The organism is Pantoea sp. B_9 (assembly GCF_008632015.1).
Taxonomy (GTDB): domain Bacteria; phylum Pseudomonadota; class Gammaproteobacteria; order Enterobacterales; family Enterobacteriaceae; genus Pantoea; species Pantoea dispersa.
Window position 1 is genome coordinate 218,028 of the sequence record NZ_VWVL01000003.1, and the last position, 25,980, is coordinate 244,007.

Genomic DNA, 25,980 nt, shown 5'->3' on the forward strand with positions numbered 1-25,980 from the left:
TTTCGCGCCCACGCTCAGACCCATCCTGCCGTCAACCATTCGTCTCCTGTTTCAGTGGCAATTCGCATCCAACATGATGGCTGCTTTAACGCTCTGTGCCGCTTTATGGGTATTGAAATCCAATCAACCTATTGATTATAAATAGTAAATTTAAATATCATGCATTAACAATTAGTGCGATCATAGTGTTCGCACTAATTATCAATTTTGTAATAGTAATCATGGTTATTATTACCCCCATCGAAGGCGCAGCGCCTTCTCATCAAACGCTAAGGAATATGACCATGAAAGCTATCAAAACACTGACCATTGCCGCCGCCGCCGCGCTTTCCCTGATTTCTGCTGCCAGCTTCGCGCAAACCGTTTCAGCCACCTCCACCACACTGGATGGTGCCGAAGCGAAAATTGCCGCTCAGGCTCAGCAGCAGGGTGCGCAATATAAAATTCTGGAAGCCAGCACCAACAACCTGGTGCATATGACCGCTGAACTTTACAAATAACGGATGGTTGCACAGGGATGTGCCAGAACGGGTCGCCTGACGGGCGGCCTTTTTTGTCGTGCAGTCAGGCTCGCAGCGTATCAATCATTCTGGCGAAATTGCTGAATTTGCAGCGCAGACTGTCTGGCAGGAGAACGCAATATGCTGAACAACGTGGATATCAACCGGCAGGCGCTGGCTTTTGCCGATGCATTGCGCACGCAACGCCATGCTCACGTTCCGGTGATTCGTTTTGCCCACTGGCCGCAATTTATCGCGACGGTGCGCGCTGAGCTGGCGCAACCGGGCAACCAGAAATAATTAGCATGATCACGATAACCGCACTAATTATCAATTGTATTATAGTAACCTGAGTTATTATTAGTTCCATCGAAGGCACACAGCCTTCAGCCACAACCATTAAGGAATAAGACCATGAAAACCATTAAAGCTATGTCAATCGCCGCTGTTGCCGCTCTTTCTCTGATGTCAGCTGCCAGCTTTGCCCAGAGCGTAACCGTGACTTCCTCTACGCTGGACGGTGCAGAAGCTAAAATCGCCGCGCAGGCGCAAGAGCAGGGCGCTCAGTATAAAATTACTGAAGCCAACACCAACAACCGCGTGCACATGACGGCTGAACTGTATAACTAAGTTCAGACTGGTTCACTGCGTTAAGGCCGCCTTCGGGCGGCTTTGCTGTTTCCGGAAGGCTTGAAACGAACAAAAGCAGCAGGCTGGCGTTCGAAATTTGACCAATCCTGCTCAGCGGGCACAACAGGCGGAGCCCAGGCGTTTATCCACAGGATAAGCCAGCCTCTTTGCACGTCAGTTGTGGATAACTGTTTTAATATCAAACCGTCAGGCGACAAACGCTGAGTGGATTTCCCGACTTACCCGTCGGTTATTTTGTCAGAAATGAATCCGGTTGCGGCTAAATAAACGCGAAGCGGGTGAGTTTATTTCACCATTTCAAAACACATTAGGTTTGCGTAATCTGCACCGTTATTTTTTCGCGTCGTCGTCAAAATGGCGAGAGGGAATCAGATTTTTCTCTTTATTAACCGGCGTTCTTTTCGACCGGCCTTTGTCCAGCAGGCAGTCGCGGCAACAGGCTATTTGCGGATGGTGGATACGCGCTACCGTCAGCGCCTGATGCACGGTATACAAAGAGCCGATAAAGCGCTTCTCTTCCTCAAATTCCAGGACGTAACAGCCTTTTTTATGCAATACCCAGCCGGCGTCCGGATCGTGACATAAATAAAAATAGTGCGGTTCTAACATAACTTACTCTCGGGCGAGTGATAGCCATCGAATAGATAATCGGTGATGTGTCTAAATTAGAGACGCATTCAGTCTACGCCGATGATGACCTGCGGGGCTAATTGATTTAATGACTTTCGGATTAGACCTGAAATGACCGGACCAGCATGAATAATGTGCCGGTCCGGTTGCTGATTTATTCGCTGGCGAGCGCGGCGACCGGATCCATTCGTGCGGCTTTGCGCGCGGGCAGATAACCAAATATCATGCCGATAATGGTTGAGCAGGCAAACGCTGCGCCAGCCGATTGCCACGAGTAGATGGCGGTCAGCACGCCGCCAGCCAGCAGTGAAATGACCGGACCTATCACCAGAGACAGCGCCACGCCGAGCGATCCGCCCACCAGGCACACCAGCACGGCTTCAATCATAAACTGCTGCATAATGTCGCCACGTCGCGCACCTACCGCCATGCGCACACCAATCTCGTGGGTGCGTTCGGTCACCGACACCAGCATGATGTTCATTACGCCAATACTGCCGATCATGAGCGCAATCGAAGCCACCAGTAAAATCAGCAGCGTCAGCGTGGCCGCCGCACCTTCTATCGCTTTACGATACTTGTCCCGGTTGAACATCAGGAAATCTTTGGTGCCGTGGCGCGCCGTCAGCAACTGGGTGAGCGATTCCACCGCCGCACCGCTCACCACATCATCTTTGAGTTTAATACTGATACTGGTGAGCGCGGTCTGACCGCTGATGCGGTACATCACTGTGCTCCACGGCAGCCAGACGCTGAGGCGGTTGGGCGACAGACCATCTTCATTATTGGCCACGCCAATAACCCGCACCGGCACCGATCCCAGCACAATCATTTTGCCAATCGGGCTCGGGCCCTGTTCGCCAAACAATTTATTGCGCGTGTTGATATCAATAATGACTTCCTGGCGCGCGTGCCGCTCATCGCTGAAGTTGCTGCCTTCCACCAGCTTAATGCCCTGAATGCGAAAATAGTCGACGCCTACGCCGGAAACTGAAGTTTTGGAGGCGTTAGCCAGGTAACGAATGGGCTGCGTGGCGATGATCTCCGGACTGACGGCGGCGACAAACTGCTGGCGCGCAATCACATCGGCATCGGCCATCACCAGGGTTTGTACCGGGTGCGCATCATCCTCGACATAATCGCCCCCGGCATAGATAGAAACCACATTGGTACCCAGTCCGGAAATGCTCTCCAGCGTTTTTTCCCGCGCGCCCTGGCCCAGCGCCACCACGGTGACGACGGCGGCAATGCCAAAGATAATGCCGGTCATAGTCAGTGCGGTGCGCAGGCGGTGGGCGTTCATGGCATTCAGCGCCATGCGCAATGATTCGCGCAGCCGGTCAAGCAGACCGCGGAATCTGCTCTGCCGCTTGCGTGGCGCTGGCGTAAAGCGCGTTTTTGCGGCCGTGGCAGTACTTCCGCTGTCGGCAAAAATCTCGCCGTCCTGAATTTCGATGATGCGTTCCGCGTGCTGCGCCACTTTCATATCGTGGGTAACGATAATCACCGTGTGACCTTCGCGGTTCAGTTCGCTGAGGATGCGCAGCACTTCTTCACCGGAGTGCGAATCGAGCGCGCCGGTGGGCTCATCGGCGAGGATAATTTCGGCACCGTTGATCAGTGCACGCGCAATACTGACACGCTGCTGCTGGCCGCCTGACAGCTCGCCCGGCTTATGCTGTTCGCGCCCCTGTAATCCGAGCCGTGCCAGCAGCTGTGCGGCGCGCTGACGGCGTGCGGTGCCGGATAAATTGGCGTAAATCGCCGGTATTTCAACGTTGCTCAGCGCGCTGAGATCCGGCATCAGGTGATAGCGCTGAAAGATAAAGCCGATGTGCTCGCGCCGCACTTGCGCCAGCGCATCGGGCGAGAGCGTGGCGGTATTTTTGCCGCCAATCAGGTAATCACCGCTGTCCGGCGCATCAAGGCAGCCTAGAATGTTCAGTAGCGTGGATTTGCCTGAGCCCGAGGGGCCGATGATCGCCACCATTTCGCCGCTGGCAATCTGCAGATTAATGTTTTTCAGCACCTGCAGGGATTGCGAACCATTGACGTAGCTGCGCTGAATGTTGTGCAGTTCGATGATATTCACATCACCACCTTGTCCGCGCCCGGCTGCTGCGTGGCAAGGATCACTTTTTCCCCCAAGCGCAGCCCGCTCAGCACCTGAATGTCAACGCTGTCGCTGATGCCGGTGGTGATGTAGCGCTTCTCTGGCTGATTATTTTGATCCGCGATTTCGACGTAAGTACGACCATCGCTGGCCTTTTTCGTGGCCTGCACCGGCACCAGCAGCGCGTTTTTCGCCTGGTCGCGCAGCAGATTAACCTGCGCCGTCATGGAGATGCGCAGCGCATTATCCGGGTTCGGCACATCAAGCAGGGCGTTGTAATACACCGCCGCGTTTGTGCTGCTTACGGTATTGCTTTCGCTGTTACCCATCAGTGCATCATCTTTCATCACCGACTCAGGGGCCAGTTCGATGCTGCGCAGCGTGGCGTTGTAGCGTTTATCCGGATTGGCGAAGGTGGTAAACCACGCCTGCTGGCCGGGCTGAATATTGGTAATGTCCGCCTCGGAGATTTGCACTTTGATGGTCATGGTGCCGAGCTGCGCCAGTTTGGCGATGGTCGGGGCGCTCTGTACGGCGTTTACGGTCTGGCCCTGCTTCGTGACGATCGCCACTACCGTGCCGTCAATGGGTGCCATGATGCGCGTGTAGCCGAGATCGAGTTGCTTTTTATCCACTTCGATCTGCGCCTGAATCACCCGCGCCTGCTGCGCCGTCAACTCTGCCTGGGCGATGCGCCACGCTTCGGCGGCGGTATCAAAATCCTGGCGGGAAACGGCATTGGTTTTAACCATCTGCTGCAGGCGCTGAAACTGTGCCTGCTGGCGTACCAGCGTAGCCTGACGGGTCTGTAAATCCGCCTGCGCCACGCTCAGCGCCGCCTGCGCATTACGCAGATCGCTGCGCTGCGGCTGATCATCGATCTCCGCGATCAGCTGGCCCTTGCGCACGTTGTCGCCAGCTTTGATATACAGCTTTTTCACCTGACCGGAGACCTGCGCACCGACGTTAACGCGCTCAATCGCGTCCATTTTGCCGGTAGCGGCAATCACGTTTTCGATGTCGCCCTGACGCACCGCGGCGGTCATCAGCGGATTGGGTTTACTGCGTGACGCCGAATACCCCCAGAGAACCAGAATCATCACCAGCGCAGTTAGCGCGGCAAACAGCCATTTTTTCGTCATTGTGTGCATCATCGTCCCTTAAATTTAGCGAGAATAATAATCACTAAGCGGGACAAACTGGAGAAAAATTCTGCGGAATTTTGTCAGCCGCAGGGGAGTGCGCCATCCCTGGCGCAGTTTATGGGTTAGCGATACCCCGTCAGTCAATCCGTTCAGAGCAGATTCAGCTGTTGCTTCAGCTGCGCAATCTCCCTGCGCCACTGCTGCTGTTGCGCCGGTTTCTGATGCTTTGCCTTACGCGCTTCGTCCTGCTGCAGCTTTTCTTCCAGCACCAGCAGCGCCTGCAACAACGCATCTTCATCGCCCGGGCGGCCATCGACGGCGGCAGCGGCAAGCGGGTGATCGACTGGCACATGGGCGGTGGCCAGCCTGGCGGTCACCTGCGGCCAGTCGTGCCACTCGCTCAGCTGCTGCTGTTCAATCAGCCAGAAGCGATTGCAGCTGCTGGCGATCAGGCTGCGGTCGTGAGACACCAGCAGCACCGCGCCGGCGAACTGCTGCAGCGCCTGCGCCAGCTCCTCTTTGCCTGTCATATCCAGATGGTTGGTTGGTTCATCCAGCAGCAGCAGCGAGTAGCGCGCCAGCGTCAGGCCGACAAACAGCAGGCGCGAGCGCTCACCACCGCTGAGTGAGGCAACCTTCTGCTGATGGCGCAGCCAGGGAAAGCCTGCGCTAATTAGCGCCATTTTGCACTGCTCATCGCTCAGCGCAGCGAAACCGTGCAATGCCGCGCTTAACGTATGGTCGTCACGCAACTGTTGCAGGCTCTGGTCGTAATAGCCGACGCGGGCGCGCGGATGAAACAGCGGGCTGTCGCCTTGCTGCCAGCTGTGCCACAGCTGGCGCAGCAGTGAGGATTTGCCGCAGCCGTTGTGGCCGACAATCGCGATGCGATCGCCACTTTTCACCTGCAGCGCCGGCAGGGAAAAAAGGGTCGGCGCCCCGGCAGCAGGCTGAATCGACATCGGCGGCAGCGCCAGCACGCGATCCGCCTGCAGCGCTTCGCCCTGTAACTGCAGCTGCCACGGACTGCCGGCACTGAGCGTGGTCTGCGCGGCTTTCAGCCAGTCGATGCGCTTCTCCATCTGTTTCGCTTTACGCGCCAGACCTTCGTTGTCATAGGTCCGACCCCAGATCGCCAGCCGTTTTGCGCTGCTCTCAACCCGGGCGATCTCCTGCTGCTGTGCCTGGTGGCGCTGCGCATCCGCCTCATCCTGCTGCGCCAGCGCCTCGCGGGCGGCCGTGCAGGGCAGACGGAAAACATGCAGCGTGCGATCGCGCAGGATTGCGCTGCAGTTGGTGACGCGGTCCAGCAGCGCGCTGTCGTGGGACACCAGCACAAAGCTGCCCTGCCAGCCGATCAGAAAATTCTCCAGCCACAGCAGGGTCGGCAGGTCGAGATGGTTACCCGGTTCGTCCAGCAACAGTAAATCGGGCTGCAGAATCAGCGCGCGCGCCAGCAACAGCCGCATATGCTGTCCGCCGCTCAGCGTCGCCGCGGTTTGTGACTGCTGCGCTGTGCTGAAACCCAGCGTATGCAGCAGCGCCTCGGCACGCCAGCGCTCGCTGCTGCGCTGTGCTGCGGGCAGCCGGGCGATCACGCCATCCAGCAATGAGGCCTCAAGTAACGTTTCCGGCAGGTGTTGTTCGATGCGCGCCAGCAGACAGTGGCTCGCTGGCGTGACGCTGCCGTGACTGGCGGCCAGTTCACCGCTGAGAATTTTCAGCAGGGTACTTTTACCGCTGCCGTTGTCGCCAATCAGACCGATGCGGTCGCCTTTTTTCAGGCTGAAATCCAGGGAATGGAAAAGCGGGCCAAAGGCATTGTCGAAGCCGACGGCGTGTGCGGAAAGGAGTGTGCTCATCTACTTACTCTCAAGTTGCAGGCGCAAAAAAGCCTGACGTCAGAATTTCGCTGACGACAACCCGGTAAGCCGGAGAGAAGGGATTAGATTGTCAGAACTTCGCTCAGGCGGATTATCGCAGCACGAGTGCGGTAAAACCTGAGCGGGTCCAGTCACCATAGAAGTGTGAGTAAACAAACAGTTCACACGACGGCATAGGGATCCTCCTTAGTTATCAGCAGGTGAATAAGTCAGCCGATAATAGTGGCGGTGTGCGGCTTTTTCCAGCGATTTGTATCAGCGTTGGTATAGTATGGCGTCAGAGTCTGATTGATATCACAGGAGAGTGAATATGTTGATTTATGACGTTTTTGGCCGGCACATTGGCGTTCTGCGCAAGGAGGATGCCTGGCAGGTATTTCGCGCCGACGTGACAGAAAGAAAATTCTCACGAATGTTTGATATCGCTATTCCAGATGATATGCCAGAAGACGAAATTGCAGGCTGGCTGGGTGATATCTTTCATGAAGCTGCAACTGAGCATCATCCCGATGTGAAACGCATCGAATAAAACCTGGTTATGTTGAGATGTTTGCCTTTGGCATAAAGCGGACGGTGCACAAGTCCATGTCCGTTATGAGCGAAAAGCGGACATGGCAGATATCTCGATGTATTAATCTTTGGATAGCCGGTCACAGACTTATGTTCTCATGATCCAACAAAGAGTTACTCTCGAATAATCAGCGCATTGGATTAAAATGTCAGCTCATGAGGGAGGCGTTTTATCTGCTGCCTCACCATGTATGACCATCCAGATCCCGACAGAAGAAATTGCCATACCGAAAGCCATCTGCCAGGAAAGGGGCTCATTGAACATAGCCCATGCCCAAATCATAGTGACAGGTGGACTGAGGTATAGCACGGTGGTAACACGGGTTGCTGAGCTCCGGCGTAGGCAAATCCAGTATAGACCGTAGCCACCAAAAGTTGGCAGAGTCGCCGTCCATAAGACGCTGAGCGTGAACCCCAATGTGGGGATTGGCACCAGGCTACCGTTAAAGCCTTCAATAACGGCAAAACCTATCACCGCGACGAAACACTGTAGCCAGAGATTGGGCAGGAGATCCATTGACTGTGAATCATTACTGCGTTTCTGCCAAAGCGTCGCCATTGCAAGCGACAACATACCCGCCACCGGCAAACCATAAGCCCAGAGTGGGGCGTTGCCAAAAGTGAGTACGTTATGGGTCACCCATATCACGCCGAGCAATCCCGTGATTAGCCCAAGCCAGACTTGGGCGGCTAACCGTTCCCCCAAAAATGCTGTTGCCAGCAACGCCATTCCCAATGGAAGCAGGTCAGCACACAGGGCTGCGAGCCCCGCCGGGACTCCCAATGCAATCCCCCGGGTCACTCCGAACATATATCCGACCATGGCCAGCAGGCCGATTCCGGTATTTATTATTAGCACTCGAGGAGGTGTTTTTAACAGGGGGCGGTACACGAAGGGTAAGAGGATCAGGGTTAGCAAAACATAGCGCCAGAACACGACCAGTAATGCCGGGGCGTAATTAATCGAAAAGCGTGCGCCGATGAAACCTGAACTCCAGGAAAACAGTAAAGCTCCCTCAAGTACGGGCAGAGGAACGGTATAAAGCCAGTAAAGGCTTAACGAATTTTTTCTTTGAAATTGATTTAGTTTGCTCATTCCAAAAAGGTAATAGATGAGTGTAATCTGGTAAATCAAAATGATATGTACAACTGGTTTAAAGAAGGTAAACATTGACCATAACGCTTTCTATCGAGCTACTTCGCACCTTCCATGCAGTCGTACGAACAGGAAAATTCAGCGCGGCAGCTAATCTTCTCCATAAGAGTCCTGCAGCTGTGAGCATTCACATTCAGCGTCTGGAGGCCGTTGCAGGCGGGCAGCTACTGCACCGCGATAATCAGTCCGTAATGCTAACTACACTGGGGAAAAAGCTTCTGCGCTCAACAGCAGAACTCCTACGCTCGCACGATCGGATACTGGCTGACCTCCATGGGGCGAATCTTGCCGGACGAATCAGCCTTGGCATGCCTGATGAGTATGCTGCTCAGGTTATCCGGGAGATACTTCCTCCATTTAGTGCGGCGTGGCCGAACGTTGTAATGGAGTTGAAAATGGGGCCCAGTAACGAGCTTGAAGAGTGGATAGACCGAGGAAAACTGGATGCGGCAGTGGTCGTCCAGCCTAAAGAAAAAACCAGTCCCAATGCGCAGTTGTTAATGTCAACCACGCCCGTCTGGGTGGGTCCTCTGAACAATAACGTGGCGCTTGAAGATCCCTTGCCTCTGGCTGTCTACGCAGCGCCATGTATTTATCGCAAGGCTATTACAGCCTCGCTGAAAGCTTCAGGTCGAAGTTCGCGCATCGTGCTGGAGAGCCATTCAAGTAAGGCGGTCCAGGCATGTGTTGAAGCTGGATTGGCAGTAAGTTTAATGGACCGGGGAAAGGTATCAGGCCGCATGCTTATTCTTGAGAATATGCCAACTATTCCTGACCATAATATCGTGTTCATACGAAACGTCGCATCATATGGGGACGAAGCTGTAGATCTACTTTCAAAAGCTTTTCATCAATCATTCCGGCTTTAGATAGCTGATGGGATTCCTGCAATCAGATGTTCTTATCTCATTATAACTATCTGAAAGATTTCCACTGACATACGCCAATTGATGCAAACAATCTTTTTTCAATAACGTCCGCTTCTGGCACGAAGCGGACAGCCCATATCCTCAGATGTCTGCTATGAGCGAGGAGCGGACATTAGTAATTGTATCGTCGTGGGCGCATTATTATTTTTCTATTCAACTAAATGTGATAGGGGTGTCCTTTAGTGTTGTTTCTATTGTTCACAAAGGCTTCAATTTGATATGAAGCCCTTATTTAGGGATTTAGGGCCAGGATGCTTTTGCGTAGCATTGCTAATATTATTATTTAGGGCGGGCTGATGTTAATGTCGCTAGGAAGGTTGGCATGAACCACTCTCTAACAAGCTCCTCATACATATTTGAAAGATTTGTTAACTTATGCCAAACCACTTCGGAACAGTAACTCAAAAAATGTTCATAATGTTCAGGTTTTACTTCTTTATCAATATCTATTTGAAGTTGGATTAACTCCTTTTGGCTCCATGCCATCGGCTTCCAAAATTCATGTCCAGACCATATATCTTGTCTAAGAGCAATTACAATAAAGTTATTTACCATCTCTATAGCTTCATCGAAAGAGACAGGAAATTGTACGGCCGCTTTACCTTGTAGTCGGTTTATTTCTTTTAATTGATAGTTAAAAAGTGAGAATGCGCCATACATTTTTGATCTTTTACCATATGCACGTAATGAAACAAGCGCATCTTCACCATCCAGAATCTCATTTTCAAGAGGTATATATATAGTCTTTGAGTCTTTTTTAGAATAATTCGGGTCTTCTGGTATAAGAACTTTATCTATGTAATCATTAAGGCAAATAAAAAATGCCTTTTCTGTATTAGTGTCAACTAGTATCAATAATACTGGAATTGCAATGCCTATAGACTGAATAGTCAAAATGTCTGATATGTCTAACTTAAATTTTGCGACAGGAATTTCGACAAAATCGCTTTTATCTTCTGTTAAATTTCCTTTGGTTACATTTCCACGAGCATAGGCTTTACGTGTACAATATTCAATACAATCTGAAGATTTTAGTTGTACAAAGAAGTTTTCACCAAGGGTTTCTGCAATACTTTCACTGTCATCAACAAAATCAAATAATTCAACAACGCAATCAATACCATAGTCAGCGCCATAGCTATGTACGACCCATTCGCGAGGTAGTTTTTCCCGCAGGACCCTGATTGAAATGTCTTCTTTTACTTAGCTAATAGACCGTCTTTTCTTTGGCATGTTACCTCCTAAAATTACAAATTAAAAAACAGATCTTACACTCGAATGCTTAAAATGTTTGCTTCTGGCACAGGGCTGCTGTTGCAGCCCTGACAACCTAAGACTTCAATCGATTCAGAGATGTCTAACGCATCATCGACTTCAATGCCCAGATAACGGACTGTGCTTTCCAGTTTCTTATGATCCAACAGAACTTGGATCACCCGGAGATTCTTGGTTTTCTTGTAGATCAGGTAAGGTTTTGTTCTTCTCATGGAATGTGTGCTGTAAAGCGAATCTTCGAGACCAAGCTTTTGTACCCACCCATGAAAGATTCGGTTGTATTGCCGGGTTGAAATGTGCTGGTTAGTTCCGACCCGAGACCGAAACAAGAAGTCTTTACTGTGCAAATTGCTAAGCTTTATCAATGCAGCAACAGCTTCTCTTGTCCCTTTGGTTATCTTGAATTGCACAGGGCTACCGGTTTTCTGTTGCAACACCGTTGTTCTGCTTGAAACCGAACTTCCATATGCCACATCCGATACTTTGAGTTTGACAAGATCACAGTCTCGAAGCTTACTGTCCAGGGCCATATTGAACAGAGCTAAATCGCGCGTTTTACCTTCCAGTTCAAGCCGGATTCGGATCCCCCAGATATGAGATATCTGAAGTGGTTTTTTTGGCCGATGATACGGTCTTTGTTCCACGGTGACGTGTTCATACTCAAATCTCCTGCAATGTGGAATATTTGAGTATGGTTGTCCCTTATGAGCGAAGAACTGCCATATATATGGTTCTTGCGTGCAACGGAGAAAGTAGTATACGTCTGTAAGTTTAGCCAAACAATACTGAATCCATTTTGGATGCTTCAATGTTCATAAACTGACTCACTGGGAAAATTTTTATCCTGTCATTTTTATCATGATAAACATTTGATTGAATCAATCTTGTCTGCAATTCTTCATATTTTTCTTCACTGAAAACCCCGTCCTCTATTAATATTAACACAAGAGCGATTGCTTTTTTTCCTCTGAACTGTTCATATAAGCTTTTTTTATAAAGATGCTTTAGAAAAACCTCTTTTAACCAACCAAAATTAAATCCTTTGCGTATGTATTTTACTTCTACCAAACAATCACTTCTGAAGAAGTTACCTTTAATAATAAAGTCCACTTCATGATTTGCTATGATGACATTTCTTTCCAGTCCATTGCCTATATTAGTGTTTGTTAATTTTTCGGCAATTTTATCCTCCATACGTTCCCAAACACTTACCTTCTCCGAAAAGTTATTCACGCAACTTACTTCAGGTTCTGATTCTATAATCTCACTCTCAAGTTTGTCAATGATCTCATCCTGAGTAGCAGGTCTCAAACTGGCTTGTTTCAAATCGTGTTCAATTTTTATTTGCTCATCCAATAGTAATTGATTCTTTCTCCATTTTGCCACGCCAAAAATAACAACCAATACCCCTACGATAAAAAACACAGGGGAAATAACCGGTATTGATTTAAGAATATAGTAAATAATTTCTTTTTTTGTATGCGCAACGTCACAATCAAGACTTGATATCTTACATATAGCATCGGTATTTAATTCCAGTTTTTCCTTTAAAAATAACCATGGAAAAACAAATGCAGAACTTATCAAAAAAATACCCAATGAAACGATAAACCTGTATAAATCACCAAATTCAAACTTCATAATTCCTCTTATTTATCATGAATTCCTAATAAAAATGGACTGATATAATGCATTAAAACTGTAGCATTAAATGAAAAAATAGTTAATCACATGTTTGAACTTGTGACATATTTCAACGTCCGCTTCTGGCACGGAGCGGACGTTCATAGCAATTCCAGCTGTCCATAGGCATTTGACACTGACAGGCAGTATGCAGCCAGTACATTGTGTGCCATGTATTGGAATGCGTAGGTTGAGCATACTTACCGGCGGCGGCGCAATAGAGAATAGGTTTGCTACTGGCCTTTGGCGGCACCAGCCTGCTGCTGTCACTTAGAGAGTGAATGAAACCGTACATGACGAGGAAATAACTCACCCCCTGGCCCGAACATGCACTTACTCCGGCAACGCGCTAGCGAATTAAGCGCCGGTTACCGTCGGCTGATGAATCTTCATCGAATCATGCTTGCCTGGATTGCACTCCTGAGTGGTACCTGGGAGATAAAATTTTCCGTCCGCATCAGGATCAGTGCCGCCGGGACATCCCGGTCTGCCGGCAGAGCCATCAGTATTACCCCCATCTGAACCGTTTCCACCGTCAGCGCCGGATTCTCCCGCATAGCCGCCGTTTCCTCCTTTACCTCCAGCTCCTCCCTGTCCAGCGCTGACAGAACATGCAAACAGTGCCAAAAAGCAGGCCAGAAAATACTTACTCATTGGTTAGCCTCTCGATTCGTAACGGGCAGCTCAGGCTGCCGCGGCGGGTTATACTCACGAAGAGATACACTACCATCCGTTTTATCTCTGCTGACTTAACAGATCATCAACACCCGTTTTTCAATAAAAAGTAAGGCCGTCAATTTACGCAGTGCCTGCTACTGACCTTACTCTTATTAGTGCCAGGGTAATAACTGAAGCCCGCGCGGGAGTCACTGGCGCTGCACCCTTTTATCGTGACTGATTAACCCAAATCAGTTGATCGGTTGCGAAGCCCAGTCGCTGGGCATAGGCGAGATAACGCTGTTTGACTTCAGCCGGAATGGTGGGCTGACGCGACAGAATCCACAGATACCCCCGGTTCGGCCCGGCGACCAGTGCATACTGATAATCTTCATCCAGCGCGATCACGTTATAACCACCGTAAAAAGGTCCGAAGAACGAGACCTTCAGCGCGGCGACGTCAGGTTTACCGGTGAAGTAAGCTTTGCCTTCGCTCTCGCTCCACGCTTTTTTCTCCGGATCGTAACCGCGATTCAGCACGCTGATACCGCCGTCGCTGCGTTTGCCGTAGGTGGCGGTCACATGATCTTTACCGCGTTCGAAACGGTGATCGAGGCGGGCAATTTCATACCAGGTGCCGAGATAGCGATCGGCATTGAAGTGGGTGATGGGCTGCACCCCTTTAGGTGGCGTCGGGGATTTACAGGCAACCAGGGTAACAGACAGCGCCGTAATGGCGACTAACGGCCAGATTTTCATCGCAACTCCTTTATATCTCTCAAAATCCTGTCTGAAGTATAGATAAGGATAGCGAAACCGGCGCGGCACAAAACCTTACGCCGCGCCGGTCTGTCGATTAACGGCGTTTCTCAACCTCATCTTCTGGCGGAATCACCGGCTCATCGATAGCGATCGATTTGCCGGATTTCAGTAGCTGAATATCCAGAATCACGTAGGTCATAGTGGTAATAAACAGTGAGATCACACTGCCAATCACGCCGCTGGTGGTGAAGGTGAAGTAGTTGTACATCACCACCCAGGTGAGGCAGATAAACATCGCCAGCGCCACGGTAATCGCCGACTGCGAGTAATGCGTGGTACGCGCCCCCATTTCATTAATCTGCAGACTCAGGTTGCAGCCGCTGTATTTTTCCAGCAGCACGATAGTGTGATCCCAGTTGTGCAGGCGGCGTGCGCTGCCGCGCGCGGCGAACAGAAACAGCAGCGAAAGGAACAGACCAGAAAAGGCGATCAGGACCGGTACCGCTTCCAGCGCATAGGCAATGCTTTTATGGCTCGACGCTTGTGCGACCGCGCTCAAATCCAGCGTTAGCGAGCAGCCCAGTGCGCCATACAGGAACACAAACAGCAGCAGATAGAGCGCGTTGCGTTTCCAGTCGAGCTCTGCTTCATGATTTCTCTGTAACCGCGCATCCTGCAACGCCTGTCGCAGGCGCAGTTGTTCGTCAGACGTGGAATCAATACTGGCGATCTCCTCGCCCAGTAAGCGGTGAATAAAAGGCTGATCGGCCTGATCGAGGGTGATGCGCATAAGTTTTCCGCTAGCAAAATATTCGTGGCGTCAGTGTAACGTAAAACGAAGCTCACCGGGCGTCCGGTGCAGCGGCTGCGCATTTTGCCGCCGTCAACACGCACCGGATGAAGGGGGAGCGCAGCAATCCTTCGCATCCACCGATTGGCGATATCTGATTATTCGGGTAACGTGGAATTTCATACTAATACGTCAAGATTATTCCCGTACCCTACGTAGCAGGAGAGGTCAGTTATGTCCGTCCATTCGCCGCTCATCGGCATCGTCAGCGATGATGTCAGCCATCCGCACAGTATGCACATGCTCAAAGAAGTCACGCGTCAGCTCAGTGCGCGTGATCTGCTGCCGGTGCTGCTGTGCGCCGCTACGCGCGAGGATTTTCAGGCCGCGCTGCGGAACGCGGCGTCGCTGCCGCTGGGTGGACTGCTGTTCCTGAGCTCGCCGTGTCAGGATGCGCAGGAGATGGTCGCGCACCTGCAGCCATCGCTGCGCGCGGTGCATCTGTGCCCGAGCGACAGCGCGGGCGCTGATGTGGTGATTGCGGATGCGTATCACGCCGGGCAGCAGCTTGGCGCACTGCTGCTATCGCAGGGGCACCAGCGTTTGGGCGCTATGCAGGTGCAGGCAAGTGACACGCCGCCGCGCCAGGTGCAGGGGTTTATTGCCAGCCTGCAGGCGGAGGACAAGACGCTGCACGCAGCACTGCACGCCGGCGCGCTTCACCGTGAGCAGGCTTATCAGGCGATGATGGCTTACCTGAAGAAAACCCGTGCGGCAGAACGCATCAATGCATTGATGTGCGAATACGACGAGCTGGCCTTTGGCGCACTGCAGGCCGTGCGCGACTTCGGTCAGGGCGCGCATATTGCTGTGGTGGGCTTTGATGATGCTGACGAGGCGCGCGGCTCCACATGGCACCTGAGCAGCTGGGCACCGCGCCGTGATTTACTGGTGACGGAAGCCCTCAACCGGCTGCTGGATCAGCGTCCGGACCACAGCCGCGCCTGGCAGCAGGGTGAGCTGCAGGTGCGCCATTCGCATCACGGCAAATATGTGCCTGGCGAAATGTCGCAGTGCGGCTGCGCCATCCGTCACTGATCGCTGCAAGCCTTTCCCCTTTGGCGCCGGGCTGATTTCCACACACTGGCGCTGATCTTTGCCGGATTTTTATATCCGCGCAGGTTTTCTTTACGCCTTTTTTATATTGCCGGCGGTTAAATCAGCGCAGCAGGCGGCACTGTGGCGCGCCTTAACCTCAAAGGGAAATATCATGCCCGGCACTATTCTGGTCACACATAATCAGCATCAGTCTTCCACGCTGGCAGCCATTTACGATCGCCTGATGGCGCGACGCGGTGGCCTCTGGGTCTGCTGGGATGGACAACGTACCGTCGCTGCGCAGGAAGCGGCGCGCACGCTTAGCTTTCAGCAGGATAACGAATACGACAGGCTGCAGTTTGCGCTGACGCGCGCAGAATACGAAGAGGGCTATCACGGCTACGTACATCAGGGGTTGTGGCCGGTGTTTCACCAGCGTCCAGACCTGGCACGTTTCACCAGCGCCAGCTTCCTGGCCTATCGCCAGCTGAATGCGGCTTATGCCCACGCCATCGCCGAATATGCCATGCCGGACGATGTGATCTGGCTGCAGGATTATCACTTCATCCCAACGGTAAAAATGCTGCGTGATACCGGCTTAACTAACCGCATCGGTTTATTTTTACATCAGCCGTTTCCGTCCGGTCAGCTGTTTGAAGCGATCCCTGACTGGCGCAGCCTGGCAGAATCGCTGCTGTGCTGTGACCTGATTGGCTTCCAGACCGGGCAGGATATGAATAACTTTCTGCTGTGGCTGGAGAGCGAGTTTCGCGCTGAACGCTTAGGCAGGAACCGTCTGCGCGTGCACGGTCACATTATCACCACCGGCGTGTTTCCGGTCGGGATCGATCTGGCTGAGGTTCAGGCGTTACTTGAGAGCAACAGCTGCCAGTACATGGAGCAGCAGAGCCGCGAACATTTGCCGGCCAACACGGTGCTGAGCGGCGGTCATCTCGACGACAGCGCAGGTCTGCCGTATCGCATCAGCGCGCTGGAAGTGCTGCTGCGCCATCATCCCGACTATGCGGGCAACATGATGTTATTGCAGCTGGCTTCTGCTGCCAGCGGACACCCGCACCGGCAGCAGGCGATCAGCCACAATCTGGAAAATCTGTGCGGTGAGGTTAATGGCGTGCACGGTATGCTCAACTGGTATCCGGTCAGCTATCTCAACCACGATTATCGCCGTGAAGAGCTGGCCGGGCTGTACCGCGCGGCGCGGGTGGCGCTGGTGACGCCACTGATGGCGGGCATGAGCCTGATGGCGAAAATGTATGCTGCGCTGCAGGATCCCGCGAATCCCGGCGTGCTGATACTGTCACAGTTCGCGGGTGCGGCCGAACAGATGGATGGCGCGCTGATCGTTAATCCTTACGATCCTGATGCAATGGCGGATGCCATCCATACGGCATTGCGGCTGCCGCTCAGCGACCGTCAGAACCGTCATGCGCGCTTGCTGAATAATCTGCACCGCTATGATTGTCACTGGTGGGCTGACAGCTTCCTCGCCCTGTTAATGGATGAGTCGCAGCCGGAGAGTGTGCAGCTGTGTAGCCGTCACCTGTCGGGCGCAGGCATAAGCGGGCGGTTACGTTATTGATAAGCAGACTGGAGCACAGCGGGGCTAATGTCGGGTGTTTTTGCCCGTATTATCACGGTTGCGAAAAATATGGGTCACGTTATCGCTACCTTTTAACGCCACTGCTTCGCCCTGTGGCGCACTTTTGCTGTTCTGCACTTCAGCAATCGCATAGCGAAACGCGCGCTGGCGTGCCGGATCAGTTTCTGATGCCGCCATCGCGCGCAGTTTTTCCAGCAGCGCGAGAGTGGTTACCGGTCCGGCTTGTTTTAACAACTGCAGCACGGCATCGCCCATGACAATGTCGGCCAGTTTTTCATCTTCACTTCTATACATAAAAGCTCTCAGTATCCGCGTTGCGTTTAGCATTGCCTGGTGCAGGTAAACCAAAGCCTAATCAACGACTGATAGTGTCGCTCTTCCTCTGTCGGAAATGTGTGACCTGCTGAGCGAAATTTTTCCCCGACAGCACCCTTAAACTTATACAACAAAAGCGCTTCTGTACAGGCGGGAGTGTCATCCCTTTCACTCTTTAGCGCTTTGATGCGCGCTGGCGTTGCAGGTTGCTATTGTACTTAGTAGTATAGGTGGTTCAGGCAAGGACAAGGATAGTCCTCTTCTTCATAAAGCAGGGAAACAGCATGGCCATTTATGTATTGAAGCCCTTCGACCGAAATTTCAAAGGTGACATGATTGCGGACATCAAGCTCTGTCTGGCTGCCCGCGAATTGATTGCCGGACAGTATGAGGCCAGCCTGGGGGGTGGTGTTTACAAAAAACGCATTCCGCTCGGCGCCGGCAAAAGCGGCGGAGCCAGAGCCATTGTCGCGTTCAAATCGCAAAAACACCTGTTTTTTGTGAACGGTTACGCTAAATCGACCACGAAGAGTGGCATTCGTGAGATTAAAGAGGATGAGCTTAATCTCTACAGGCAGGTAGCCAGTCAACTGTTTGCCATGACGACTGAGCAAGAAAGAGCAGCGATAAAGGCGAGAAAAATGCGAGAGGTAATATGCGATGGTTGATCATCTAAAAGATCTGCAGGAAATCGCGCATGATTTTAACCCGCTGGGGGTGATTAGCGATGAGCTTACCGAAAAAATCGATTCACGTGTCAGATTACGTGAGCTGCGTACCTCTCTGCCGGTTTTACAACTGATGTCAGGCGAGGCTATTCGTCAGTTACGTGAGCGTCATGGTCTGAGTCAGGCCATGTTAGCCGCCTATATTGGCCTGTCCCCGGCCACCGTGGTGAAATGGGAGCGCGAGGAGAAAAAGCCAAATGGCGCTGCGCTGCGCCTGCTTAACCTCATTGATAGAAAGGGTCTTGAGGTATTGCGTTAATCAATTTTTGTGGCCACAGGATAACGTGGCCTGACATTGCGTGACACAACGAATTTGTCGTGACGCCGCAGCCAAAATCACGCTGTGACGCCGGGCTGAAGTGATGAATAACAGGCATAGATCTTATGCCTGTTAGTATCTATCCCGCCGTTACCCGCCCCGGCGCTAATCGCTGCTGCCCAGAATATCCATAAATTCCTGCACTGGCCGGTCGTAGACGTTCATACTGCCGGGACGATCGCTGAGCCAGGCCACAGCCAGTTCCCAGCACACATCAACGTCGCTGATGCGGCAATAATGCAGCGTCGTGCTGCGCGCTTTCACTACCTGTTCGGGCAGCAGGGCAATCCCCATATTACGCTCAACCAGACTCAGCAAAGTTTCCAGATCGCTCACTTCAAACGTCACCTTGCGGCTCAGCCCCTGCAGGGCAAAACTGTTGTCATTCACCTTGCGCGTGCCCTGGCCGGCTTCGAAATCGATGAACGACTGCTGCGCCAGTTGTGCCATGGTGACGTCCGGCTGCATCGCGGTGAACCCGGCATAATCGGCGGCAAACGCTACCACGATTTCATCGCAGGCGATGATGCGCGACGACAGCCGGTCGGAGACTTCCTCCACCGGCATAATCGCCAGATCGATCTGCTGATTGTGCACTTTTGCATTGAGCTTCGCCGATGATCCCTGGCACAGCTTGACGTCAAAATCCGGAAAGCGACGAATAAAGGTTTCCAGTAATTGCGGCAGATCGATAAACGGCGGCACGCTTTGCACCGTGCCAATCGACAGGGTTCCGGTCTTAAGCGCCACGATCGCCGCCACTTCCTGCGACGCTTTTTCGACAAAGGCACCGATGGTTCTGGCGTAATCAAGAAACACTTTCCCGGCCATGGTCAGGCGCACCTGGCGAGTGGAGCGGATAAATAGCGGCGTGCCCAGTTCCTCCTCCAGCTGTTTGATCGAGGTGGACAAGGCCGATTGCACAATATGCATACTCTGTGCGGCGCGGGTGAAATTTTCATGTTCCGCCACGGCGATGAAGTGCCGCATCTGGCGCAATTCCATCAGTTATCTCCATAAAAGATGAATTTAATCACAATAATGAATTTTACAGATTAACGATACGCGGTAAAAATTTGTCCGGCAATCGCCTGTTCGCCGCGCGGTTTTGCAGGAAGGCAGAACAATGTCTTCTGTGCACCTGTACGGCGGCATTTAATGAGAGGAATCTGTTATGAGTTATGTTGCATCGCCAGCGCGTTATCAGACCAACATGCAGTACCGTAAAACCGGCAAAAGTGGCCTGGTGCTGCCGCTGATCTCGCTGGGGCTATGGCAGAATTTTGGCGGCGTTGACGTGTTTGAGACCGGCAGAGCGATCCTGCGCCACGCGTTTGATAACGGCATTACCCATTTCGACCTGGCGAATAACTACGGTCCGCCAGCGGGATCGGCTGAAGAGAACTTTGGTCGCTGGCTGGCGCAGGATTTTGCCCCGTATCGTGATGAACTGATTATCTCCAGCAAAGCCGGCTGGGATATGTGGCCGGGTCCGTACGGTGGACCGACCGGCACCCGCAAACATCTGATTGCCAGCTGTGATAACAGCCTGCGCCGCATGGGGCTGGATTATGTCGATATCTTCTACAGCCATCGCGTTGATCCGAATACACCGCTGGAAGAAACCATGGGCGCGCTGGTACAGCTGCATCGTCAGGGCAAGGCGCTGTATGTCGGCATCTCTTCCCATTCGCCAGAGCTGACGCGTCAGGCCGCTGCGATTCTGGCCGATGAGAAAGTGCCGCTGTTTATTCATCAGCCCAATTACTCGATGCTAAACCGCACGATTGAGCACGGGCTGCTCGATACGCTGGCGGAGCTCGGCAGCGGTTGCATCGCCTTTTCCCCGCTGGCACAGGGCATGCTGACCAGTAAATACCTCAACGGCGTACCGCAGGGCGCGCGCGCCGGCGGCAGCGATCCGCGTCTTTCTGCCATGCTCAGCGAAGAGAACCTGGCAAAAATTCGTGCGCTTAACGCGATTGCTGAAGCGCGCGGTCAGACGCTGGCGCAGATGGCGATCGCCTGGGCGCTGCGTGATGAGCGGGTCACTTCTGCGCTGATTGGTGCCCGCACGGTTGATCAGTTAAGCGATTCCCTGCGCGCGCTGGACAACCTGACCTTCACGGCACAGGAGCTGGCGGACATTGATCGCTACGCCACCGAAGGCGGGGTGGATATGTGGCGCGTATCTTCTCAACTTAAATAATGCCGGCGCCGCGCAACGCGGCGCGCTTTATCGCTGCGCCTGCTGTAACCGCACGGCGCGGCGAAATGCATTGGGTGACTGACCCGTTTCACGCTTAAAAGCATGGCTGAAAGCGCTCTCTGAGGCGTAACCCAGCGTCTGCGCTACCACGGCCACCGCCTCATTTTCCTCCTGCAACGCACGCTCTGCCAGCCGCATGCGCCACGCCGTCAGATAGGCTATCGGCGTAATGCCCACCACCTGGCGAAAATACTGGGCAAAACGGGTGCGCGACATGGCACAGGCACGCGCCAGTTCGTCCAGATGCCAGTTGCGCGCCGGATCGCCATGCAGCCGCTGTAACGCCGGTGCCAATCGCGCATCGCTCAGCGCCCGCAGCCAGCTGGCGGGCAGTGTGCTGCTGATTTGCAAATGCGCCCGCAGAATCTGGATGAACAGCAGTTGTGCCAGCTGGGCCGTTGCCAGCTGCGATCCCGGCTGGACATGCTGGCCTTCCTGCACCAGTTGATCCAGCACCCAGCGGAATGACGCCGCCTGCGGTGACGCCGCCGGTACCTGAATCCAGGGAGGTAATACGTGCGTCAGTAAACGACCACTGTCTGGATCAAGCAGTACATGGCCACCGATATGGACAAAATCATCACCGCTGCCAATCGGCGCATGACCTTTTCCTGCGCCATAAAACACACTCATGGCGTCAACCGGCGGCTCGTCCGGATGGCTGGCCAGCACGAAGGCGCGTTTAGCGCTCAGCAAGCCGACGTCGCCGGTGGCAAAGTGGAAGGGTTCAGATTCGCCCTCCAGTATGACCCAGCAACTGCCTTTGATAATGGCGAAGAATTTAATTTTATCGGGCGCAGGGAAACGCAGCGCCCAGCGTCCGCCTGCGGTAAAACCGCCGGTCAGCAATGATTCAGCGCGAACGAATCGCAGAATGTCGGAAAAGGGATCAAGGCTCATTTCTGTACTATCACGCAAGTAAACTGCATTTACAAGCATTCAAAATCCTCACTCCGCCGCTTAACGTAGAGCGCATCGAATGAACGATGCTTGTGATGAGGAAGAAAGATGAGTAATGACAAAGTTCTGGTTACCGGCGGCAGCGGGTTTATCGCTCAGTACTGCATTATTGCGCTGCTGCAGCAGGGCTATCGGGTGCGAACCACCTTACGTGATGCCGAACGTGAAACTGAAGTCAGGGCGCATCTGTTGCAGGCCGGGGTGGCCGCAGGCGAGGCGCTGCAATGTGTCGTTGCCGATTTAACGGCAGACGCGGGCTGGGAAGACGCAGTGGCGGGCTGTCGCTTCGTGCTGCATGGCGCTTCACCCACCCCGACCGGCAGCCAGGTAAGCGAAGCTGACTGGGTGAATCCGGCGATTGAAGGAAATCTGCGCGTATTGCGCGCCGCGCGCGATGCAGGTGTTAAACGTGTGGTGCTGACCTCGGCATTTGGCGCGGTCGGTATCGGACATCCAGCGGACTATCCGCGCCCCTTTACCGAGCGCGACTGGAGCGATGTCAGCGGCGATGTGTGGCCGTATCAGAAATCGAAAACCCTGGCGGAACGCGCCGCCTGGCAGTTTATCGCTGAGCAGGGTAACGGTCTGGAACTGGCCACGGTGAACCCGGTGTCGGTGCTGGGACCGGTGCTGGGGGCCGACTATTCACATTCGATTCGCATTGTGAAGGAGCTACTGGAGGGGCAGCCAGGCTGTCCTGACATCAACTCATGTTTTGTTGATGTGCGTGACGTGGCCAGTCTGCACGTGCTGGCAATGACCCACGCCGCCGCGCAGGGGCAGCGCTTCCTTGCCAGTTCGGGGCACAGCCTGCCGCTTATTGAGGTGGCGCGCACGCTCAAAACCCATCTGGCAGCAGAAGCAGAGAAGGTTTCGCTGCAGCCAATGAGTGACGCCATGGTGCGGGCGGCGGCAGCGCAAAATCCGCTGATGACGGGAATGGTAAAACTGCTGGGCGTTGATATGAACGTCAGCGCCGCTAAAGCTGGCTGGCTGCTGAACTGGCACCCGCGTAGTCCGCAGGAGGCCATTCTTGCCACCGCGCGCAGCCTGATTGCGCTGGGGCTGGTAGCAAACCACTAGTCTGACTGCGGCATTTATCATCACCCTGGTGACGCGCAGATGCTATATAAATGATAACAATTATCATATATAGCGATTGATGAGGATATCATGCCGTCTCCACAGGTGATAAACGCCGACTGCTGTATCGTCGGCGGCGGTCCGGCCGGCTTAATGCTGGCCTATTTACTGACGCGCGCCGGCCTGCGCGCGGTCGTGATTGAGAAGCACGCCGATTTTCTGCGCGATTTTCGCGGCGACACCATTCATCCCTCAACCCTGGAGATCATGCACCAGCTGGGTCTGCTCGACGCGCTGCTGGCGCTGCCGCATCAGCGCGCGGAGAAGTTACAGGCGGAAGTAGGCGGGCAGGAGATCACCATGGCCGATTTCTCCCGTCTGCCGTTGCGCTGCCGTTTTATTGCCTTCATGCCGCAGTGGGACTTCCTCACTTTCCTCGCCGCCCAGGCGGCGCACTATCCCGGTTTCACGCTGCTGCAATCCACCGGTTTTGACGATTTTCTTTATCAGGATGGCGTAATCGCAGGCGTGAAAACGTTACAAGGTCACGAAATTCACGCGCCGCTGGTGATAGGCGCTGATGGCCGTCGCTCGGCGGTGCGACAGAAAGCCGGGCTGGTGGGTAAAAGCTTTGGTGCTCCACGCGATGTGGTGTGGTTCCGACTGGATAAACAGCCGGACGACCCCGAGCTGGGGATGGGCCACAAGGGGCCGAAGCAAAACTTCATCGTCATTGACCGCGGCGAATACTGGCAGTGCGGATTTACCATTCAGAAAGGCGAATTCGAGGCGCTGAAGCAGGCCGGGCTCGACGCGCTGAAAACCCGCATGGCAGAGGTTGCGCCGTTCAGCGTGGCGCGCATGGCGCAGCTGCAGGAGTGGCAGCAGCTGAGTCTGTTGTCCATCCGTATCGATCGGCTGGACAAATGGATGAAGCCCGGCGTGCTGTGCATTGGCGATGCCGCACATGCGATGTCGCCGATTGGCGGCGTGGGTGTGAACCTGGCGATTCAGGACGCGGTGGCCAGCGCCAATTATCTGACGCGGCCGTTGCAAAACGGCACGCTCACGCTGCGCGATTTGGAGAACGTGCAGCGGCGGCGGCAGTTTCCGACGGTGGCGACGCAATTCCTGCAGATCAAAATGAGCAGCGGCAAGCGCCCGCGTACCACGCCCAGTAAGGTTCCGCAGCTCATCAGCCGCTATCCGTTTTTACGCCATCTGTTTGGCCGATTGATTGGCATGGGCTTCCGCCCGGAACGGCCACGTCTCGCCGGAGAAAAAACGTAGCCGGGTAATTATTGCAATTGCGATGCTTTTGTAACATTAAATTAACTTTTGCAGCGAGCTATCATTAAAAAAATTGCTTAATCGGAGGCGAGATTTAATCACTTTGTGCCTTATTTGTCGGCTGATATCACCTGAACGTCAACGCGATCTCAACGAAGCGCAAATGGCGTGAGGCGGGTGAAGAGCGGGATTACGCGATGATAAAGGTTTTCTATTGATTTCAGCGGTGACACAAGGTTGGCGAAAGCCACAGTTTGATTATGGTTAAGGGGCGTGACACTAACCATAAGAAACTGAGGAAGACGGCAGGTATGAAACTGGAAAACTTATCTCGCAGAAGCTTTATGGCCTTCGCGGCTGGTGGCACCGTGGCGCTGGCGGCCGGCAAGGTCCATGCCCACGATGGCAAGGTGGCGACTTATCCGGCGAATGATCCCAACCATCCGCGCGACCCTGGCCCGCACGATCCGGTGCGCGAAGCGCTGAATCCGGATCTGGTCGATCCGCCAGCAACCGACAGCGGCACATTACCCAACCTGCGCTTTTCGTTTAGCGATGCGCACGTGCGCAAGGGCAGCGGCGGCTGGACGCGCCAGGTGACGCAGCGCGAACTGGGCATTTCCACCACCATCGCTGGCGTCGATATGCGGCTGGATAAGGGAGGCATCCGCGAACTGCACTGGCACAAAGAGGGCGAGTGGGCCTACATGCTGTACGGCAATGCGCGCATCACCGCGCTGGATACCGCAGGTGGCTGGTTTGTCGATGACGTCGGCGTGGGCGATTTATGGTATTTCCCGCCGGGCGTGCCGCACTCAATTCAGGGCCTCGGGCCGGACGGCTGCGAATTCCTGCTGGCCTTCGACAACGGCAATTTCGATGAAGACAGTACCTTTCTGCTCAGCGACTGGTTCAAACATATCCCGCCTGAAGTGCTGGCAAAAAACTTTGGCGTGCCGGCTGAGGTGTTTAACACGCTGCCCTCGCCAGAAGAGGAGTACATCTTTGCCGGGCAGGCACCGGACGGCGCGGCGGCTTCGGCGGTGAGCGGCGGGGTGAAATCGAAGCAGGTCTTCTCGCATAAAATGCTGGCGCAGAAGCCGTTGACGCTGCCGGGCGGCACGGTACGCATTACTGATTCCAGTAATTTTACGGTATCGAAAACCATCGCCGCCGCGCTGGTGGAACTGGCTCCCGGCGCAATGCGCGAACTGCACTGGCATCCCAATAACGACGAATGGCAATACTATCTGGAAGGTCAGGGGCGGATGGGCGTGTTTGCCTCGTCGGGTCAGGCGCGTACGTTTGACTTCCGCGCCGGTGATGTCGGCTATGTGCCCTTTGCCATGGGTCACTATATCGAAAACACGGGTGACAAGCCGCTGCGCTTTCTGGAACTGTTTAAAAGCGATTATTACGCGGATATTTCGCTTAACCAGTGGCTGGCCAGCACGCCGCTGGCGCTGGTGCGTCAGCATCTGCATCTCAGCGACACCTTCATGAATGCGCTGCAGCAGGTGAAGCATCCGGTAGTGAAATAGCCCGTGACCACG

The 25,980-nt window shown here is 53.7% G+C and carries 26 protein-coding genes and 1 pseudogene; 13 read left to right on the plus strand and 14 right to left on the minus strand.

Features of this window, described 5'->3' with window-relative positions; genetic code table 11:
• The first annotated feature begins 284 nt into the window (after positions 1 to 284).
• The 3 genes from F3I21_RS11250 (at position 285) to F3I21_RS11255 (ending at position 1,130) form a co-directional block, all read left to right on the plus strand.
• Positions 285 to 500 (plus strand): YdgH/BhsA/McbA-like domain containing protein, encoded by a 216-nt coding sequence (locus F3I21_RS11250; RefSeq protein WP_150058925.1) that lies wholly within the window; start codon positions 285 to 287, stop codon positions 498 to 500.
• Between the two features lie 141 nt (positions 501 to 641).
• A complete protein-coding gene (locus F3I21_RS23225) occupies positions 642 to 800 on the plus strand; it encodes a hypothetical protein (protein ID WP_164861079.1) in 159 nt (52 codons plus the stop codon).
• Between the two features lie 114 nt (positions 801 to 914).
• A complete protein-coding gene (locus tag F3I21_RS11255; RefSeq protein ID WP_058770290.1) occupies positions 915 to 1,130 on the plus strand; it encodes a YdgH/BhsA/McbA-like domain containing protein in 216 nt (71 codons plus the stop codon).
• Positions 1,131 to 1,481: 351 nt separating this feature from the next.
• Here F3I21_RS11255 and F3I21_RS11260 read toward each other — a convergent pair whose 3' ends face one another.
• From F3I21_RS11260 to F3I21_RS11275, 4 genes are all read right to left on the minus strand, one after another.
• On the minus strand, positions 1,482 to 1,760 hold the full coding sequence (locus tag F3I21_RS11260; RefSeq protein ID WP_058770289.1) for a hypothetical protein: 279 nt from the start codon (positions 1,758 to 1,760) through the stop codon (positions 1,482 to 1,484).
• Positions 1,761 to 1,935: 175 nt separating this feature from the next.
• Positions 1,936 to 3,873, minus strand: a complete 1,938-nt coding sequence (locus F3I21_RS11265) for a MacB family efflux pump subunit (RefSeq protein ID WP_150058926.1) — start codon at positions 3,871 to 3,873, stop codon at positions 1,936 to 1,938.
• Positions 3,870 to 5,045: an efflux RND transporter periplasmic adaptor subunit gene (locus F3I21_RS11270; protein ID WP_058776044.1), complete on the minus strand. Its 1,176-nt coding sequence runs from the start codon at positions 5,043 to 5,045 to the stop codon at positions 3,870 to 3,872. The genes F3I21_RS11265 and F3I21_RS11270 overlap by 4 nt, the downstream gene beginning before the upstream one ends.
• 143 nt (positions 5,046 to 5,188) lie before the next feature.
• Positions 5,189 to 6,901: an ABC-F family ATP-binding cassette domain-containing protein gene (locus F3I21_RS11275; RefSeq protein WP_150058927.1), complete on the minus strand. Its 1,713-nt coding sequence runs from the start codon at positions 6,899 to 6,901 to the stop codon at positions 5,189 to 5,191.
• Positions 6,902 to 7,232: 331 nt separating this feature from the next.
• Here F3I21_RS11275 and F3I21_RS11280 point away from each other — a divergent pair, with 331 nt between their 5' ends.
• The gene (locus tag F3I21_RS11280; protein WP_058781102.1) at positions 7,233 to 7,451 is read left to right on the plus strand and encodes a hypothetical protein; all 219 of its coding nucleotides are present in this window, start codon (positions 7,233 to 7,235) and stop codon (positions 7,449 to 7,451) included.
• 195 nt (positions 7,452 to 7,646) lie between these two features.
• On the opposite strand, the gene F3I21_RS11285 is transcribed toward F3I21_RS11280, so the two are convergent.
• Complete coding sequence (locus F3I21_RS11285) at positions 7,647 to 8,663, minus strand: DMT family transporter (protein WP_150058928.1); 1,017 nt, start codon at positions 8,661 to 8,663, stop codon at positions 7,647 to 7,649.
• Here F3I21_RS11285 and F3I21_RS11290 point away from each other — a divergent pair.
• Positions 8,663 to 9,517 carry a LysR family transcriptional regulator gene (locus F3I21_RS11290; protein WP_150058929.1) on the plus strand — a complete coding sequence of 285 codons (855 nt, stop codon included), beginning with the start codon at positions 8,663 to 8,665 and terminating at the stop codon, positions 9,515 to 9,517. The two genes, F3I21_RS11285 and F3I21_RS11290, sit on opposite strands and share 1 nt — an antisense overlap.
• Positions 9,518 to 9,856: 339 nt before the next feature.
• Here the strand turns inward: F3I21_RS11290 and F3I21_RS11295 are convergent, their stop codons facing one another.
• From F3I21_RS11295 to F3I21_RS11320, 6 genes and pseudogenes are all read right to left on the minus strand, one after another.
• Positions 9,857 to 10,768, minus strand: a complete 912-nt coding sequence (locus F3I21_RS11295) for a DUF4365 domain-containing protein (protein ID WP_223815684.1) — start codon at positions 10,766 to 10,768, stop codon at positions 9,857 to 9,859.
• A 143-nt stretch (positions 10,769 to 10,911) separates the two neighbouring features.
• A pseudogene (locus tag F3I21_RS11300) lies at positions 10,912 to 11,510 on the minus strand (tyrosine-type recombinase/integrase); the annotation flags it as partial.
• A gap of 113 nt (positions 11,511 to 11,623) precedes the next feature.
• Positions 11,624 to 12,493: a hypothetical protein gene (locus tag F3I21_RS11305; RefSeq protein ID WP_150058930.1), complete on the minus strand. Its 870-nt coding sequence runs from the start codon at positions 12,491 to 12,493 to the stop codon at positions 11,624 to 11,626.
• Positions 12,494 to 12,892: 399 nt separating this feature from the next.
• Positions 12,893 to 13,189, minus strand: coding sequence for a hypothetical protein (locus F3I21_RS11310; protein WP_150058931.1), 297 nt, complete (start codon positions 13,187 to 13,189; stop codon positions 12,893 to 12,895).
• A gap of 231 nt (positions 13,190 to 13,420) precedes the next feature.
• Entirely contained in the window at positions 13,421 to 13,951 is a 531-nt protein-coding gene (gene blc, locus F3I21_RS11315; RefSeq protein ID WP_021508986.1) for an outer membrane lipoprotein Blc, read from the minus strand.
• Positions 13,952 to 14,048: 97 nt separating this feature from the next.
• Entirely contained in the window at positions 14,049 to 14,744 is a 696-nt protein-coding gene (locus tag F3I21_RS11320; protein ID WP_058759059.1) for a hypothetical protein, read from the minus strand.
• Between the two features lie 234 nt (positions 14,745 to 14,978).
• Between F3I21_RS11320 and F3I21_RS11325 the strand changes: the two genes are divergently transcribed.
• Together F3I21_RS11325 and F3I21_RS11330 are read left to right on the plus strand one after the other, a co-directional pair.
• Positions 14,979 to 15,842, plus strand: a complete 864-nt coding sequence (locus tag F3I21_RS11325) for a substrate-binding domain-containing protein (protein ID WP_150058932.1) — start codon at positions 14,979 to 14,981, stop codon at positions 15,840 to 15,842.
• A gap of 172 nt (positions 15,843 to 16,014) precedes the next feature.
• Entirely contained in the window at positions 16,015 to 17,442 is a 1,428-nt protein-coding gene (locus F3I21_RS11330) for a trehalose-6-phosphate synthase (RefSeq protein ID WP_150058933.1), read from the plus strand.
• Between the two features lie 24 nt (positions 17,443 to 17,466).
• Here F3I21_RS11330 and F3I21_RS11335 read toward each other — a convergent pair whose 3' ends face one another.
• Positions 17,467 to 17,757 carry a hypothetical protein gene (locus F3I21_RS11335; RefSeq protein ID WP_021508990.1) on the minus strand — a complete coding sequence of 97 codons (291 nt, stop codon included), beginning with the start codon at positions 17,755 to 17,757 and terminating at the stop codon, positions 17,467 to 17,469.
• Positions 17,758 to 18,062: 305 nt separating this feature from the next.
• Between F3I21_RS11335 and F3I21_RS11340 the strand changes: the two genes are divergently transcribed.
• Positions 18,063 to 18,446 carry a type II toxin-antitoxin system RelE/ParE family toxin gene (locus F3I21_RS11340; protein ID WP_021508991.1) on the plus strand — a complete coding sequence of 128 codons (384 nt, stop codon included), beginning with the start codon at positions 18,063 to 18,065 and terminating at the stop codon, positions 18,444 to 18,446.
• Positions 18,439 to 18,765, plus strand: coding sequence for a DNA-binding transcriptional regulator (locus F3I21_RS11345; protein WP_021508992.1), 327 nt, complete (start codon positions 18,439 to 18,441; stop codon positions 18,763 to 18,765). Before F3I21_RS11340 ends, F3I21_RS11345 begins: the two co-directional genes overlap by 8 nt.
• Before the next feature lie 165 nt (positions 18,766 to 18,930).
• Here F3I21_RS11345 and F3I21_RS11350 read toward each other — a convergent pair whose 3' ends face one another.
• The gene (locus tag F3I21_RS11350) at positions 18,931 to 19,830 is read right to left on the minus strand and encodes a LysR family transcriptional regulator (RefSeq protein ID WP_058770278.1); all 900 of its coding nucleotides are present in this window, start codon (positions 19,828 to 19,830) and stop codon (positions 18,931 to 18,933) included.
• 169 nt (positions 19,831 to 19,999) lie between these two features.
• On the opposite strand from F3I21_RS11350, the gene mgrA reads away from it, so the two are divergent.
• The gene (gene mgrA / locus F3I21_RS11355) at positions 20,000 to 21,034 is read left to right on the plus strand and encodes an L-glyceraldehyde 3-phosphate reductase (protein ID WP_021508994.1); all 1,035 of its coding nucleotides are present in this window, start codon (positions 20,000 to 20,002) and stop codon (positions 21,032 to 21,034) included.
• Between the two features lie 27 nt (positions 21,035 to 21,061).
• On the opposite strand, the gene F3I21_RS11360 is transcribed toward mgrA, so the two are convergent.
• A complete protein-coding gene (locus F3I21_RS11360) occupies positions 21,062 to 21,994 on the minus strand; it encodes an AraC family transcriptional regulator (protein WP_223815664.1) in 933 nt (310 codons plus the stop codon).
• 108 nt (positions 21,995 to 22,102) lie between these two features.
• On the opposite strand from F3I21_RS11360, the gene F3I21_RS11365 reads away from it, so the two are divergent.
• From F3I21_RS11365 to F3I21_RS11375, 3 genes are all read left to right on the plus strand, one after another.
• Positions 22,103 to 23,137 (plus strand): aldehyde reductase, encoded by a 1,035-nt coding sequence (locus tag F3I21_RS11365; RefSeq protein ID WP_150058935.1) that lies wholly within the window; start codon positions 22,103 to 22,105, stop codon positions 23,135 to 23,137.
• A 90-nt stretch (positions 23,138 to 23,227) separates the two neighbouring features.
• Positions 23,228 to 24,427 (plus strand): FAD-dependent oxidoreductase, encoded by a 1,200-nt coding sequence (locus F3I21_RS11370; protein WP_141495897.1) that lies wholly within the window; start codon positions 23,228 to 23,230, stop codon positions 24,425 to 24,427.
• 344 nt (positions 24,428 to 24,771) lie between these two features.
• Positions 24,772 to 25,968 carry a cupin domain-containing protein gene (locus F3I21_RS11375; RefSeq protein WP_150059106.1) on the plus strand — a complete coding sequence of 399 codons (1,197 nt, stop codon included), beginning with the start codon at positions 24,772 to 24,774 and terminating at the stop codon, positions 25,966 to 25,968.
• Positions 25,969 to 25,980: the final 12 nt, after the last annotated feature.

What these genes read in the sequence shown, in the direction of transcription:
- F3I21_RS11310 (WP_150058931.1), bottom strand. Translation starts at nt 13,189, where the DNA reads ATGAGTAAGTATTTTCTGGCCTGCTTTTTGGCACTGTTTGCATGTTCT.
- F3I21_RS11325 (WP_150058932.1), top strand. Translation starts at nt 14,979, where the DNA reads ATGTCCGTCCATTCGCCGCTCATCGGCATCGTCAGCGATGATGTCAGC.
- F3I21_RS11250 (WP_150058925.1), top strand. Translation starts at nt 285, where the DNA reads ATGAAAGCTATCAAAACACTGACCATTGCCGCCGCCGCCGCGCTTTCC.
- F3I21_RS11345 (WP_021508992.1), top strand. Translation starts at nt 18,439, where the DNA reads ATGGTTGATCATCTAAAAGATCTGCAGGAAATCGCGCATGATTTTAAC.
- F3I21_RS11350 (WP_058770278.1), bottom strand. Translation starts at nt 19,830, where the DNA reads ATGGAATTGCGCCAGATGCGGCACTTCATCGCCGTGGCGGAACATGAA.
- F3I21_RS11360 (WP_223815664.1), bottom strand. Translation starts at nt 21,994, where the DNA reads ATGAGCCTTGATCCCTTTTCCGACATTCTGCGATTCGTTCGCGCTGAA.
- F3I21_RS11270 (WP_058776044.1), bottom strand. Translation starts at nt 5,045, where the DNA reads ATGCACACAATGACGAAAAAATGGCTGTTTGCCGCGCTAACTGCGCTG.
- F3I21_RS11330 (WP_150058933.1), top strand. Translation starts at nt 16,015, where the DNA reads ATGCCCGGCACTATTCTGGTCACACATAATCAGCATCAGTCTTCCACG.
- F3I21_RS11365 (WP_150058935.1), top strand. Translation starts at nt 22,103, where the DNA reads ATGAGTAATGACAAAGTTCTGGTTACCGGCGGCAGCGGGTTTATCGCT.
- F3I21_RS11275 (WP_150058927.1), bottom strand. Translation starts at nt 6,901, where the DNA reads ATGAGCACACTCCTTTCCGCACACGCCGTCGGCTTCGACAATGCCTTT.
- blc (WP_021508986.1), bottom strand. Translation starts at nt 13,951, where the DNA reads ATGAAAATCTGGCCGTTAGTCGCCATTACGGCGCTGTCTGTTACCCTG.
- F3I21_RS11335 (WP_021508990.1), bottom strand. Translation starts at nt 17,757, where the DNA reads ATGTATAGAAGTGAAGATGAAAAACTGGCCGACATTGTCATGGGCGAT.
- F3I21_RS11370 (WP_141495897.1), top strand. Translation starts at nt 23,228, where the DNA reads ATGCCGTCTCCACAGGTGATAAACGCCGACTGCTGTATCGTCGGCGGC.
- F3I21_RS23225 (WP_164861079.1), top strand. Translation starts at nt 642, where the DNA reads ATGCTGAACAACGTGGATATCAACCGGCAGGCGCTGGCTTTTGCCGAT.
- F3I21_RS11260 (WP_058770289.1), bottom strand. Translation starts at nt 1,760, where the DNA reads ATGTTAGAACCGCACTATTTTTATTTATGTCACGATCCGGACGCCGGC.
- F3I21_RS11280 (WP_058781102.1), top strand. Translation starts at nt 7,233, where the DNA reads ATGTTGATTTATGACGTTTTTGGCCGGCACATTGGCGTTCTGCGCAAG.
- F3I21_RS11340 (WP_021508991.1), top strand. Translation starts at nt 18,063, where the DNA reads ATGGCCATTTATGTATTGAAGCCCTTCGACCGAAATTTCAAAGGTGAC.
- mgrA (WP_021508994.1), top strand. Translation starts at nt 20,000, where the DNA reads ATGAGTTATGTTGCATCGCCAGCGCGTTATCAGACCAACATGCAGTAC.
- F3I21_RS11320 (WP_058759059.1), bottom strand. Translation starts at nt 14,744, where the DNA reads ATGCGCATCACCCTCGATCAGGCCGATCAGCCTTTTATTCACCGCTTA.
- F3I21_RS11305 (WP_150058930.1), bottom strand. Translation starts at nt 12,493, where the DNA reads ATGAAGTTTGAATTTGGTGATTTATACAGGTTTATCGTTTCATTGGGT.
- F3I21_RS11285 (WP_150058928.1), bottom strand. Translation starts at nt 8,663, where the DNA reads ATGTTTACCTTCTTTAAACCAGTTGTACATATCATTTTGATTTACCAG.
- F3I21_RS11375 (WP_150059106.1), top strand. Translation starts at nt 24,772, where the DNA reads ATGGCCTTCGCGGCTGGTGGCACCGTGGCGCTGGCGGCCGGCAAGGTC.
- F3I21_RS11255 (WP_058770290.1), top strand. Translation starts at nt 915, where the DNA reads ATGAAAACCATTAAAGCTATGTCAATCGCCGCTGTTGCCGCTCTTTCT.